Origin of the sequence: Mycolicibacter senuensis (assembly GCF_003284925.1) — a bacterium.
In the GTDB taxonomy this organism is placed as follows: domain Bacteria; phylum Actinomycetota; class Actinomycetes; order Mycobacteriales; family Mycobacteriaceae; genus Mycobacterium; species Mycobacterium algericum_A.
Genome location: NZ_QMEX01000106.1, coordinates 1 through 12,713 on the forward strand (window position 1 = coordinate 1; position 12,713 = coordinate 12,713).

At 69.3% G+C, this 12,713-nt stretch carries 11 protein-coding genes; 3 read left to right on the top strand and 8 right to left on the bottom strand.

Annotated features, from left to right (window positions below):
• On the top strand, positions 1–2,202 hold a 2,202-nt coding region (locus tag DQP56_RS18415), incomplete at its 5' end, for an ATP-binding cassette domain-containing protein (protein WP_205868913.1).
• A gap of 64 nt (positions 2,203–2,266) precedes the next feature.
• Here DQP56_RS18415 and DQP56_RS18420 read toward each other — a convergent pair.
• The 5 genes from DQP56_RS18420 to DQP56_RS18440 form a co-directional block, all read right to left on the bottom strand.
• Positions 2,267–3,136, bottom strand: coding sequence for an endonuclease domain-containing protein (locus DQP56_RS18420; RefSeq protein ID WP_112687845.1), 870 nt, complete (start codon positions 3,134–3,136; stop codon positions 2,267–2,269).
• 133 nt (positions 3,137–3,269) lie between these two features.
• Positions 3,270–3,836, bottom strand: a complete 567-nt coding sequence (locus DQP56_RS18425) for a GTP-binding protein (RefSeq protein WP_112687859.1) — start codon at positions 3,834–3,836, stop codon at positions 3,270–3,272.
• A 4-nt stretch (positions 3,837–3,840) separates the two neighbouring features.
• Positions 3,841–4,230: a DUF742 domain-containing protein gene (locus DQP56_RS18430; RefSeq protein WP_112687847.1), complete on the bottom strand. Its 390-nt coding sequence runs from the start codon at positions 4,228–4,230 to the stop codon at positions 3,841–3,843.
• A 10-nt stretch (positions 4,231–4,240) separates the two neighbouring features.
• Positions 4,241–4,687: a roadblock/LC7 domain-containing protein gene (locus DQP56_RS18435; protein WP_112687849.1), complete on the bottom strand. Its 447-nt coding sequence runs from the start codon at positions 4,685–4,687 to the stop codon at positions 4,241–4,243.
• Positions 4,684–7,503: an ATP-binding protein gene (locus tag DQP56_RS18440; protein WP_112687851.1), complete on the bottom strand. Its 2,820-nt coding sequence runs from the start codon at positions 7,501–7,503 to the stop codon at positions 4,684–4,686. The genes DQP56_RS18435 and DQP56_RS18440 overlap by 4 nt, the downstream gene beginning before the upstream one ends.
• Positions 7,504–7,811: 308 nt before the next feature.
• Between DQP56_RS18440 and DQP56_RS18445 the strand changes: the two genes are divergently transcribed.
• Positions 7,812–8,057 (top strand): hypothetical protein, encoded by a 246-nt coding sequence (locus tag DQP56_RS18445; RefSeq protein ID WP_133258964.1) that lies wholly within the window; start codon positions 7,812–7,814, stop codon positions 8,055–8,057.
• Positions 8,058–8,127: 70 nt separating this feature from the next.
• Entirely contained in the window at positions 8,128–8,592 is a 465-nt protein-coding gene (locus DQP56_RS18455; RefSeq protein WP_013830131.1) for a tRNA (cytidine(34)-2'-O)-methyltransferase, read from the top strand.
• Positions 8,593–8,613: 21 nt separating this feature from the next.
• Here DQP56_RS18455 and DQP56_RS18460 read toward each other — a convergent pair whose 3' ends face one another.
• The 3 genes from DQP56_RS18460 to DQP56_RS18470 all read right to left on the bottom strand — a co-directional run.
• Complete coding sequence (locus DQP56_RS18460) at positions 8,614–9,261, bottom strand: nitroreductase family protein (RefSeq protein ID WP_112687855.1); 648 nt, start codon at positions 9,259–9,261, stop codon at positions 8,614–8,616.
• 9 nt (positions 9,262–9,270) lie between these two features.
• Positions 9,271–10,305 (bottom strand): MOSC domain-containing protein, encoded by a 1,035-nt coding sequence (locus DQP56_RS18465; RefSeq protein WP_112687857.1) that lies wholly within the window; start codon positions 10,303–10,305, stop codon positions 9,271–9,273.
• A 50-nt stretch (positions 10,306–10,355) separates the two neighbouring features.
• Positions 10,356–12,713, bottom strand: a 2,358-nt coding sequence (locus DQP56_RS18470) for an error-prone DNA polymerase (protein ID WP_112687861.1), incomplete at its 5' end; no start/stop codon positions are given.

A 12,713-nucleotide genomic window follows, 5' to 3' on the forward strand; every position in this document is an offset into this window, starting at 1 on the left:
GATCCGCGCTCTGCTGGACACCCCGGCATCCAGCAGCCGCTGCGGCCCGGCCCGCCGCCGTATCAGCCCCCGCCGCTGCCCCACCGGCAACCGGCATACCCGGCGGGACCGTCCGGCGACGCGGCCCTGCGTCAGAGTTTCGCGCCATCCGCGCCCGCCGAGCCGTTGCCGCCGCGACAACCGGCCACCCGGATGGCCCCGGTGGCGGCCAAACCACCGGAGGTCGGCAATCTCGCCACCCGGATGATCGACATCCTGCGGCCAGGATCCGCCTCGCCGCCGGATGCGCCCGCCGGTGCGTTGACCATCGGGCGCGCCACCGACAACGACATTGTCATCTCCGATGTGCTTGCCTCCCGGCACCACGCCATGCTGATCCCGACCCCGCTGGGCACCGAAATCCGCGACAGCCGAAGCATCAACGGCACGTTCGTCAACGGTGTCCGGATCGGCTCGGCGATCCTCACCGAGGGCGACCTGGTCACAATCGGCAACGTCGACCTGGAATTCCACGGCGGCAGCCTGGTACGCCGCACCGAGACCGCGACGGGCAGTGGCGGGCTTGAAGTCCGGGACGTCTGCTTCGACGTCGAGGGCGGCAAGCGGCTGCTCAACAACATCTCGCTGACCGCCCGTCCGGGCACGTTGACCGCGATCATCGGCGGCTCCGGCGCCGGCAAGACCACGCTGGCCCGGCTGATCGCCGGCTACACCCGGCCCAGCTCCGGCTCCGTGCTGTTCGAGGGCCACAACATCCACGCCGACTACGCCTCGCTGCGCAGCCGGGTCGGGATGGTCCCGCAGGACGACGTGGTGCACCGCCAGCTGACGGTGAACCAGGCGCTGGGCTACGCCGCCGAGCTACGGCTGCCGCCCGACAGCAGCCAGGCCGATCGCGATCAGGCCGTCGCGGAGGTACTCGAGGAACTCGAGATGACCAAGCACGCCGACACCCGGGTGGACAAGCTCTCCGGCGGCCAGCGCAAACGCGCCTCGGTGGCGCTGGAGCTGCTGACCGGGCCGTCGCTGCTGCTGCTCGACGAACCGACGTCGGGCCTGGACCCGGCACTGGACCGTCAGGTCATGCTGATGCTGCGCGGTCTCGCCGACGCCGGACGCGTGGTGCTGGTGGTCACCCACTCGGTGGCCTACCTCGATGTCTGCGACCAGATCCTGCTGCTGGCTCCCGGCGGCAAGACGGCATTCATCGGCCCGCCCGACCAGGTGGAGACCGCCCTGGGAACCCGCAACTGGGCCGACATCTTCGCCAACGTGGGCGCCGACCCCGACGAAGCCAACCGGCGCTTTCTGGAGCGCGAAGGGGGCCGGCGGTCCTCGGTGGCGCTGGCCGAGACACCCCCCGCCGACCTCGGTAAACCGGCGGCCACCAGTCTGCTCAAACAACTGTCGACGATCGCGCGCCGGCAGGTCCGGCTGATCGTCTCCGATCGCGGCTACTCGATATTTTTGGCGTTGCTGCCGTTCATCGTCGGGATCTTGTCGTTGACCGTGGAGGGCGACCACGGGCTGGGCATACCCGGGCCTGACGCCCCCACCGAACCGCGATACATCATGGTGCTGCTCAATATCGGCGCCGTGTTCATGGGCACCGCACTGACCATCCGCGACCTGATCGGCGAACGCCCGATCTTCCGAAGAGAGCAGGCCGTCGGACTGTCGACGGTCGCCTACCTGCTCGCCAAGATCGCGGTGTTCTGCGTGTTCGCCACCGTCCAGGCCGCGATCGCCACCACCATCGTGGTGCTGGGCAAGGGCGGCCCGGCGCGCGACGCGGTGCTGTTCGGCAGCGTGAACTTCGAGCTGTTCCTCGGGGTGGCCGGCACCTGTGTGGCCTCGGCGATCCTCGGCCTGGCGCTGTCGGCGTTCGCCCAGTCCAACGAGCAGATCATGCCGATGCTGGTGGTGTCGATCATGTCGCAGCTGGTGCTCTCGAGCGGCATGATCCCGGTCGGCGGCCGAGCCGGCCTCGACCAGCTGTCCTGGCTGACGCCGGCGCGCTGGGGGTACGCGGCCGGCGGGTCGACCGTGGACTTCAACACCTTGATGGACGCCCCGCAGATCCCCAAAGACCGGCTGTGGGACCACACCCGGGGCATCTGGCTGCTCGATATGGGGATGCTGGCCGTGCTGTCGGTCTGCTACGCCCTGGTGGTGTGGTGGAAGATCCGGCTCAAACGCTGAGCGTGTCCGCGTGTCCCCCGTGTCCCCGTGTCCCCGTGTCCCCGTGTCCGCACACTCAACGCCGTCAACGCACAATGAACGCTGGCCGATAGTCGCGGGACTTCAGCGCCACGCGCACTCGCCGGACGATCTCGGGCGTGCGGTCCGCGGCGATCACCCGGATGACAATCCAGCCCATCCGGGCCAGTGTCTCCAGCCGGATGATGTCCTTGCGCCACTGCCAGGAGTTGACCAGGTGCTGCTCGCCGTCGTACTCCGCCGCCACCATGACGTCCGGCCAGCCCATATCCAGGTAGTAGGTGACATCGGCGGTCGGCACCGGGATTTGGGTCTGCGTCGGGGGCAGCCCTGCATCGGTGAGCAGCAGCCGCAAGAAGGTCTCGCGAGGCGACTCGGCACCGGGATCGACCAGGCGCAACGCGCGTTCTAGCTGTCTCAGCCCGCGCATGTGGGGATGCCGTCGGGCCAATTCGACAACGTCACCGAGCGAAAGCCCGGTGGCCCGAGTCAGCGCATCGACCCTGGCGACCGCCTCTGGCAGCTGGCCGCGTCGCCCCATGTCGAAGGCAGTGCGCACGGCGGTCGTGACCAGCATTCGATCATCGCGGCCGGCAAGGATCTGCACCTCGTCATCGAACAGGGTCTCCCGCCGCGCGATCACCCCCGCCGGTGCCCGCGGGTTGGCATACACCAGCTCTACCGGCACGTCGTCGTCAATCCACTTGCTGCCATGCAGAGCAGCGGCCGCCGCGCCGGCGACGACGCCGGATCGGCCGGACCACAGCCACGCCGCCATAGTGCGCTGGGCGAGCAGCAGCGGCACCTGAGCCGGAGCGTAGACATCGGGGTACGCCGCCGAATAGTTGATCCGCAACGCGTGGCGATTGAGTTCGCCGCGGGCCAGTGCCTCGCTCCCGATGAATGGTTCTGCCACGGTTCACCAGCATCACGTGCGCGGGCCGCCGAGACTTTCGGTCATCCACAGGTCAGCCGAGCTGCGATTTGAGTGTGCGGCGGCGGCGTTGAGTGTGCGACGACGACGGCGGCGGCGGTAACTGTGCGGCGAATCAGCCCTGCGCGGGCGCCAGCGCCGACAGCGCGTATTCGCTGATCGCGATGAGCGCGTCGCGGGCAGACCGTTGGTCGCGCGCATCGACGGTGATCACCGGGATGTGATCGGGCAACGCCAGTGCTTTGCGCACCGCGGCGACCGGATAGCGCGGGGCGCCGTCGAACTCGTTGACCGCGATCAGGAAGGGCAGGTTGCGGTGCTCGAAGAAGTCGACGGCGGCGAAGCTGTCCTGCAACCGCCGGCAGTCGGCCAGGATGATTGCGCCGATGGCGCCGCGAACCAGGTCGTCCCACATGAACCAGAACCGGCGCTGCCCCGGCGTGCCGAACAGGTACAGCACCAGGTCGTCGGCCAAGGTGATGCGGCCGAAGTCCATCGCCACCGTGGTGGTCCGCTTCTCCGGGGTGGCGTCGAGCGTGTCGACGGCCGCCGAGGCGTCGGTGACCAACGCCTCGGTGCGCAGCGGCATGATCTCCGAGACCGTGCCGACGAATGTGGTCTTGCCGACCCCGAACCCCCCGGCGATGACGATCTTCGTCGATGCTGACTCCCTTGGGCGGATCGGACTAGCCGAGCGCTCGTAGGCCACGAAGCGTCCTTCCTATCAGTTCCCGTCGTTCTTCCCGGGTGGACGCCTCGCTCAGCGTGCGACGCACCCGAAGGTGTCCCGACGTGACCAGATCCCCCACCAGAACGCGTGCCACACCCACCGGTAGGTCCAGCCGAGCAGCGATCTCAGCAACCGACGGGCCGGTCTGACACAGTTCGACGATACGGCCGCGCGGATCACCGGCCGGCCACTGGCCGGGTTGCGCCCGGCGCACCGTCTGCACCGGGGCCTCCAGCGGCAGGTTGACCTCGGTGTGGGTGCGGCCCGCGGTCAGCGTGTACGGGCGCACCAGGCTGGCCTCGGTTTCCGGGGCCTGGCGGACCTCCGGCAAGCCGGGTAGGTCCATCACCGGACCTTCACGACCGGCCGCCCGGCGACGGCGCCGCGGACCGGCGCGCCGACTGCACCACCGCGCCGACCCGTTCCACCAGGACCGCCATCTCGTAGCCGACCTGGCCGATGTCGCAGGAGGCGCTCGCCAGTGTCGCCAGGTGCGAGCCGTCGCCGACCCGCATCAGCAGCAGGTAACCGTGCTCCATCTCCACCACCGACTGCAGCACCCGGCCGCCCTCGAACAACTGCGCCGCCCCGGAGGCCAGGCTGGCCAGTCCAGACGCCACGGCGGCCAGCTGGTCGGCGCGCTCCTTGGGCAGGTGCTCGCTGGCCGCGACCGTCAGTCCGTCGACCGACACCAACACCGCGTGCGACACCCCCGGAACTTCGCGGGCGAAGTTGGTCACCAGCCAGTCCAGCGAGCCTTCGGGAGCGCGCCGCTGGTCACTGTGGTCGGTGGGAAAAGTCATTGCTGGTTCTGTCCCTGGTCGGTGTCGAAGTCGTTTCCGAAGTCGTTTTCCCGGGCGTGCGATCTCGCGGCGCGCACCCCGCCGAAGTGGCTGCTGATCGAGGAGCGGATCGCCGCGGGATCCCGTGCCGGCGCCTCGTGGGCCGGCCCGCCGTTGGATGCTACCGGTTCGCCGGTGTCGTCCAGCCGCTGCGCCGGAGGGCCCGAACCCGCCGGCGGCGGTTCGGCTTCGGCCGAGCCGGGCACCAGCCGGGCGCCGGGTTCGCGCACCGGCAGGCCGTGTTCGGTGTGGGCGGTGACCGGCATGTTCTCCACCTCGGCGGCCACCGACCAGCCGCGGTCCCACACCGACTGCCAGTCCAGGTCGGCGCGCAGACCCGGCTCGTTGGGATCGCTGCCCGGCGACTCGGAAAGCATCCGCTGATAGATCGTGTCGGTGTCGCTGCCGGTGTCCTCGGTGGCGCGGCGGAACCGGGCCCGCGCCCCGAAGTATGCCGAAGTGTCTGCCGGAGAAGACTTTTCGATCACCGGCTCGGGTTCGACGAAATCGTCCTCGGCCGGTTCCCGACGTTGGTCTGCGGCCTGCTGGGCGGCCTGCTCGTCGGCCTCCCACCAGGGTTGCGGCAGTTCGCGGCGCCCCCGGCCGGCCTCGTGGTCGGCCGGTGGCCGCACCGGCGACCCGGCGGGCATCCCGGTGATGCCACTGGACCCTGGGGTCCGTCGCGGCAGCAGCGAGACGACCGGACCGGGCTCCGGCGAGTCCTCGTAGGGCTCGTGCGTCTCGTACCGCTCATGCGCCCCGGCGGGCTCATACGTCTCAGGCTGGTAGTGCTCGTCAGGCTGGTAGTCCTGGTATGCCTCGGGGTGGCTCGGGCCGGCGTGGTACGACGGCGGGGCCGGCTCCTCGATCTCCCGGTAGCTCAGCAGGTGCGGCGGCAGGTACACCTCGGCGGTGATACCGCGCGACCCCTGCGACGCCGGGAACAACCGGACCTCGATCCCGTGCCGGTGGGCCAGCCGGGAGATCACGAACAGACCCATGTGGCGGGCGTTCTCCGGGCTGAACTCACCGCCGGAGGCCAGCCGCATGTTGGCCATCCGCAGATCGGAGTCGGTCATGCCCAAACCGACGTCGACGACCTCGACCACCACTCCGCCGTCGTTATCGAGCCCGGCGACCACCCGCACCGGCTCGGTGGGCGCCGAGTAGCGCAGCGCATTGTCGATCAACTCCGCGAGCAGGTGTACACAGTCGGCCGCCGCGGCGCCGATCACCGTGACGTCGGGCACCAACACGGTCTGCACCCGCTGATAGCCCTCCACCTCCGAGGCGGCGGCACTGATCAGCGTCGCCAGCGGGGTCGCCTGTCCCCGCTCGTGCGGCACCCGCGCCCCCGCCAGCACCAACAGGTTCGCGCCGTTGCGTCGCATCCGCGCGGCGAGGTGGTCCAGCTGGAACAGGCTCTCCAGCCGGTCCGGGTCATCCTCGTTGCGTTCCAACCGGTCGATGAGCGCCAGCTGCTGGTCGACCAGGGACCGGTTGCGCCGCGACATCGTCTCGAACATCTCGTTGACCAGCCGGCGCAGCCGGGCCTCGTCGCCGGCCAACAGCAGCGCCTGCGCGTGCAACTCGTCGACGGCGTGGGCGACCTGACCGACTTCCTCGGTGGTGTAGACCGGCAACGGCGCGGGTTCGCGTTCGTCACCGGCACGCACCCGGGCGATCTCGTGTTCGAGATCGGAGTGGGCGACCTGCAGTGCGCTGTTTCGCAGCGTGCGCAGCGGCCGCACCAGCGAGCGCGCCACCAGCCACACCGCCAGCAGCGTGGCGATGGTCGCGGCCAGCACCAGTGCGATGTCACGGATGGCGGCGGCGCGGCGGTCGGCGGCGCGGTCTTCCACCGCCCTGGTCACCGCCCCGGTGTTCTCGGCGATCAGCCGCGCGGCGATCTGGTCGGTGGTGCGGATCGAGTCCCGCAGCACCGGGTTGTTGGGCAGCACCTGTTCCGGATCGGACATGATCGCCATCCGGGTCACCAGCTGCTGCTGCAGGGCCTTGGCGTCCGGGGAGTCGACTCCGAGTACCTCGGTCATCCCGAACAGCGTGGACGGCTCGGTGCCGGCCAGCGTCATCATCGAGCTGCGCAGTTCCGCGTCGGGAACCTCACCGCCCCGGTTGACCAGCAGTTCCTGCATCATCATCTGACCGCGGGCGCCGACGGCGCGGCTCAGGCCCTCGGTCTGCGCCCGGATCCGTTCACTGTCGAGCCGAACCGAGCCGTTGATGGCGTCCTCGGCGGTCAGCAGGATCGGCGCGTAGCCGGTCACCTCCTCGCGCAGCCCCAAACCGGCGGTCGACACCGCGTCCAGCAGGCCCTCGCCCCGCTCGATGAGCGTGCCCACCCCGGAGCGAACGTCGGCCGCGACGTCGGTATGCGACAGCCGCGACTGGAGCTCGTACATCCGGTTCTCGAAGTTCTTCCGGGCGCCCTCGGCGTCGCCGTCGGAGGAGGCCGCCACCAGCGCGTCGCCCAGCGCCGACATGTAATTGGTGATGGCCGGGATCATCTCGGCGCGGTCGGCGACCAGCCGAAGCCGGTTGGCCTCCGACAGCGCACCGGAGATACGCAGCCCGCCGAAGACACCGGCCAGCAGCATCGGCAGCAGCGCGATCGCCAGCACCTTCCATCGCACCGGCCAGTTGCGCACCGACCACCGCGACGGACGTTTCACCGCCGCTGCAGCGGATTCTTTCTCACGGTCGGCCAGGCCGTCGAGGGCGGGATCCACCTCGTCCGGGTGGTCGAAGAGCGTCACTGCTCGGCGGCCGGTTCACCGACCGCTCGGCTGAAATTCACCGTTTGCGCCTTCATTCATCGGAGCTTCCGGCACATCGCACCCGCTGAACCGACAGCGGTGTGAGACCCGCCTTGATCTGGGCCGACTTCAGTCGGCAATTCGACGAGTATGACAGTCTGCGTGTGCCATCACCATAGCCTTTACCGAAAAGGCGCAGCTCCCGAGACGGTTCCGTGTCCTGCCGACGCCGCCGGGCGAAAGCGCCGTTCCGCTCCCCCGAACAGCACGGCCGGTGACGTGTCGGTGGGCCGATGGACAATCGCAGCATGACGCGGCTGACTCGGATTGTGCCGGCGGTGGTCGCTGCGGCCGGCGCGGGACTGCTGGGGCTGACGGCCCCGGCGCAGGCCGAACCGGGCTACGGCCAGGACTGCATCCTGCCCGGTGTCAGCGAGTGCCGGCTGTTGCCGGAGCGCAACCGGCCTCATGATGTGCAGCGGTGGTGCCCCGGCGGGCAGGGCTGGGTGAATGTCTTCACCCCGTGCCGGGACTACTACGGGCCATATTCGTGAGCGGTCGCTAGACCTGCAGACCGACGCGCCCAGGTATCCGGTTTGCCACGCTGACGTGCCAACATCAGTTGTGTTCAAAGTGTTGTTCCACTCACCGCGCATCCCGCCCAATACCGGCAACGCGATCCGGATGGTGGCGGCCACCGGCGCGGAGCTGCATCTGGTGGAGCCGCTGGGCTTCGATCTGTCCGAGCCCAAACTGCGCCGCGCCGGGCTGGACTATCACGACCTGGCGGCGGTCACGGTGCACGCGTCGTTACCGGATGCCTGGGCAGCGCTGATGCCGGCGCGGGTGTTCGCCTTCACCTCGCACGCCGACACCTCGTTCGCAGACGTGTGTTACCGGGCCGGTGATGTGCTGATGTTCGGCCCGGAGCCCGACGGGCTGGACGCGGCGACGCTGGCCGATCCGCACATCACCGGGCAGGTGCGTATCCCGATGCTGGCCGGCCGGCGCTCGCTGAACCTGTCCAATGCCGCCGCGGTCGCGGCCTATGAGGCGTGGCGCCAGCACGGCTTCCCCGGCGGGGTGTGAGGCGCTTGCAATCGCCGTGGGTCACCAGCTGTCGAAGTGCGCCACCTGCTCGGCCGGCAGCCGCTTGGCCGGCTTGAAGTCGGTGCCCTTGGTGTAGGCGATCGGGAACAGCCCGCCCTGGCTGTAGTCGTCGTAGGGGATGCCGAGCACTTCGGCGGTCTGCAGCTCGCCGTCCTCGAGCAGGTGCAGCGTCGTCCAGCAGGAACCCAGCCCGCGGTTGCGCAACGCCAGGCAGTAGCTCCAGGCGGCCGGGAACAGCGACGCCCAGAACGACGCGCTGATGCCCAGCGGGGCCTTCTCCGGCCGGCCCTCCAGGCACGGGATCAGCATCACCGGCACGTCCTGCATGTGCTCCATCAGGTATCTGGCCGAGTCGCTGACGAATTCCATTCGCTCGCCGCGCACATCGCCCTCGCCGTAGTCGGGCCTCATCCGGTCCAGGTAGGGCTCGGCGTTGGCGCGGTAGATGTCGGCGATCGCCTGCTTCTTGACCGGGTCGGTGACGAACATCCACTGCCAGCCCTGGGCGTTGGAACCGGTGGGCGCCTGCAGGGCGATCTCGAGACACTCCATCAACACCTCGCGGGGAACCGGCTTGTCCAGGTCGAGGCGCTTGCGGACCGAACGGGTGGTGGTCAGGACTTCGTCTGCGGACAAGTTGAGGTTCATGCAGCGAGGCTAGCTGTTCTCGACAGCCTGCTCACCGGATCGCGGCTGATGCTGCCGGCGTTTCGCACCGCGCGATATCGCCGTGGCGCCGGCCTTCATCAGCAGACGTTTGACCCGCATGGCGCCCGCTCCGGCGGTGGCGGCAATAAGCGAGCGATCCGACGGGACGAAACCAAGCGGATCCCCCTCGCGGAGTTGGCCATTTCGGGCGACCGTTGCGTAGACACCGAGGCAGTGGTGTGCGTGCGCCACCAGGGTGCGGGTGATCTGTCGATCCCGGCGCAGCTCATATTGCCGGTGGGATGGCATCACGCAGCGGACGGTGGGCAGCAGCGGTTTGAGGGCGGCCCGCGGCGCGTGCAACGTGCCTGCGCACCAGTCGGTCTCCGGCTGGCCGGACGTGGTGGACGTGGTGGTCGCATCAACCAGGATCGTGGGACGAAAGCGGCGAACGTCGAAGTCGGAACCCGGCGCCAGGGCGGCCATCGTGCGCAGCGTCTGCTCGGTGACCACGTGCACCGGATAGGCGTCGGCATAGCTGCCGACCGGCGTGATGTAGCGGCTCAATTCCGCGAGCTTCTTGACCGGGAACATCGACAGGTCAGGGAGCGGTTCGTCCTCGTCGAGCCCGAAGTACTGGTGCAGATCGGCTGGGTTCGCCATCGTCCCGCGATACTGGTCACGGTCCTCGATCGGTGGCAGCGGCCGCAGTTCGACGTCTTTGTCGAGGTACGACGAGAGCGCGGCGTGGACTCCCGGATCGGAACTGGATATCTCGCTGCCGTCGGGGAATCCGATGACCACCTCCGGCGCGTGGCCGGGACCGGCTTCCGGCGGTGGCGGCAGCGCATAACGTGCGGTGCACAACAGCAGCCCCGGCAGCCGCTTGGCGCTGGTGGTCGCGTTCTTCTCCAGGTCGCGGACGGCCCACGTCCGGTCCGCGTGTAGGCCCAGTTTGCCGACCTCGGCGGTGGTGACGCGCTGCCCTGCCATGGATTTCACCGGGTAGCGCCAGATTCCGGTGATTCGACCGACCTCGTCCATCGCCGCAGAGTTTAATCGGCCGGAGATTGAGTCCGGGGCATATCCCGGGCTCAGCGGAAGTCCCGGGAGCGCGACCCCACCACCAACTCCAGTGCGCCCAGCCGCTCGGCCAGCACGGTGACCGCCCCGCTGGCGTTCTGCACCCGTCCGCGGATCAGCAGTGCCGTTGCGGTCTGCGCCAATCGGCGATGCCGCGTCCACACCCCCGGCGTACACAGCACGTTGACCATCCCGGTCTCGTCCTCGAGGTTGACGAACGTCACCCCGCGGGCGGTCGACGGCCGCTGCCGGTGGGTCACCGCGCCGGCCACCAGCACCCGGGTGCCGTCCGGGACGGCGGTGAGCTGTCCGGCCGGGACGACCCCGGCCGCGTCGAGGTCGGCGCGCAGGAACTGGGTCGGGAAGCTGTCCGGCGACACCCCGGTGGCCCACACGTCGGCGGCCGACAGTTCGATCTCGCTCATCCCGGGCAGCTCGGGAGTGTGCCCATCACAGCCGGACACTCCCACCCCGGGCAGCCGGTCCGGCCGTTGTCCCGCTGCCGAGCCGGCCACCCACAATGCCTCGCGGCGCGACATGCCGAATCCGCCGAACGCCCCGGCGGTCGCCAACGCCTCGGCCTGCGGCGCCGAAAGCTGTACCCGGGCAGTCAGATCCAGTATCGAACTGAACGGCCCGTGAGACTCGCGTTCGGCTACCAGTCGCTCGGCGAGGTCGACGCCGATGCCGCGGACGGCGGCCAGACCGAGCCGGACCCGGGTGCCGTCGTGCTCCAGCGTGGCGTGCGCCAGGCTGGCGTTGACGCACACGCCGTGCACGACGACCCCGTGCCGGCGGGCGTCGGCGACCAGCGACTGCGGCGAATAGAAGCCCATCGGTTGCGCCCGCAGCAGTGCGGCGCAGAACGCCGCCGGGTGATGCAGCTTGAACCAGGCCGAATAGAACACCAGCGACGCGAAGCTCATCGCGTGGCTCTCCGGAAACCCGTAGTTGGCGAAGGCTTCCAGCTTCTCGTAGATCCGGTCGGCTACCGCACCGGTGATGCCGTGGCACTGCGCCATGCCGTCGTAGAACCGACTCCGCAGCCGGCGCATCCGCTCCGGCGACCGCTTGGATCCCATCGCGCGCCGCAACTGGTCGGCCTCCCCTGCGGTGAAACCGGCACAGTCCACCGCCAGTGTCATCAGCTGCTCTTGAAACAACGGAATTCCCAAGGTTTTCCGCAGCGCACGCTCCATGCACGGATGCTCGTAGGTCACCGGGTCGACACCGTTGCGGCGGCGAATGTAGGGGTGCACCGAACCGCCCTGGATCGGCCCGGGCCGGATCAGCGCCACCTCCACCACCAGGTCGTAGAACACCCGCGGGCGCAGCCGCGGCAAGGTGGCCATCTGCGCGCGCGACTCCACCTGGAACACCCCGACCGAGTCGGCGCGGGTCAACATCTCATACACCGCCGGTTCGGACAGGTCGATCGCGGCCAGGTCCACCGCGATGCCCTTGTGCTCAGCCACCAGGTCGATCGCGTAGTGCAGCGCCGAGAGCATGCCCAGCCCCAGCAGATCGAACTTCACCAGACCGATGGCTGCACAGTCGTCTTTGTCCCACTGCAGCACACTGCGGCCGGGCATCCGCGCCCATTCCACCGGGCACACGTCGGCGATCGGTCGGTCACAGATCACCATGCCGCCGGAGTGGATGCCCAGATGCCTTGGCAGGTCGGCGATCTGGGTAGCCAAGTCGATAACCTGCTCGGGCATGCCCTGGATATCAGCGTCGTCGGCGCGGTGCAATGAGCCCCAGCGGCCCAGTTGCTTGCTCCAGGCGTCTTGCTGGCCCGGCGAGTAACCCAGCGCGCGGGCCATGTCCCGCACCGCGCTGCGACCCCGGTAGGTGATGACGTTGGCGACCTGGGCGGCGTGGTCGCGACCGTATTTGTCGTAGACGTACTGGATCACCTCTTCCCGGCGATCCGATTCGATGTCGATGTCGATGTCGGGTGGGCCGTCGCGGGCCGGGGACAAGAACCGCTCGAACAGCAGCTCATTGGCCACCGGGTCGACCGCGGTGACGCCGAGGGCGTAGCAGACCGCGGAGTTGGCCGCCGACCCCCGGCCCTGGCACAGGATGTCGCTGTCCCGGCAGAACCGGGTGATGTCGTGCACCACCAGGAAGTAGCCCGGGAAACCCAGCTGCGCAATGACTTCCAGTTCACGCTCGATCTGAGCGTAAGCACGCGGGGCGCCCGCGGGCGGGCCGTAGCGCTGTTCGGCGCCGGCCAGGGCCAGCCGCCGCAGCCAGCTGTCCTCGGTGTGTCCGTCCGGGACGGCAAACGGCGGCAGCCGCGGGGCGATCAGCGCCAGCGGAAACGCGCATCGCTCGCCGAGCTCGGCCGCCGCCGGCACCGC

Coding starts and splice junctions, on each gene's coding strand:
- DQP56_RS18430 (WP_112687847.1), bottom strand. CDS start 4,230: ATGGACCTACCCGGCTTGCCGGAGGTCCGCCAGGCCCCGGAAACCGAG.
- DQP56_RS18435 (WP_112687849.1), bottom strand. CDS start 4,687: ATGACTTTTCCCACCGACCACAGTGACCAGCGGCGCGCTCCCGAAGGC.
- DQP56_RS18445 (WP_133258964.1), top strand. CDS start 7,812: ATGACGCGGCTGACTCGGATTGTGCCGGCGGTGGTCGCTGCGGCCGGC.
- DQP56_RS18460 (WP_112687855.1), bottom strand. CDS start 9,261: ATGAACCTCAACTTGTCCGCAGACGAAGTCCTGACCACCACCCGTTCG.
- DQP56_RS18465 (WP_112687857.1), bottom strand. CDS start 10,305: ATGGACGAGGTCGGTCGAATCACCGGAATCTGGCGCTACCCGGTGAAA.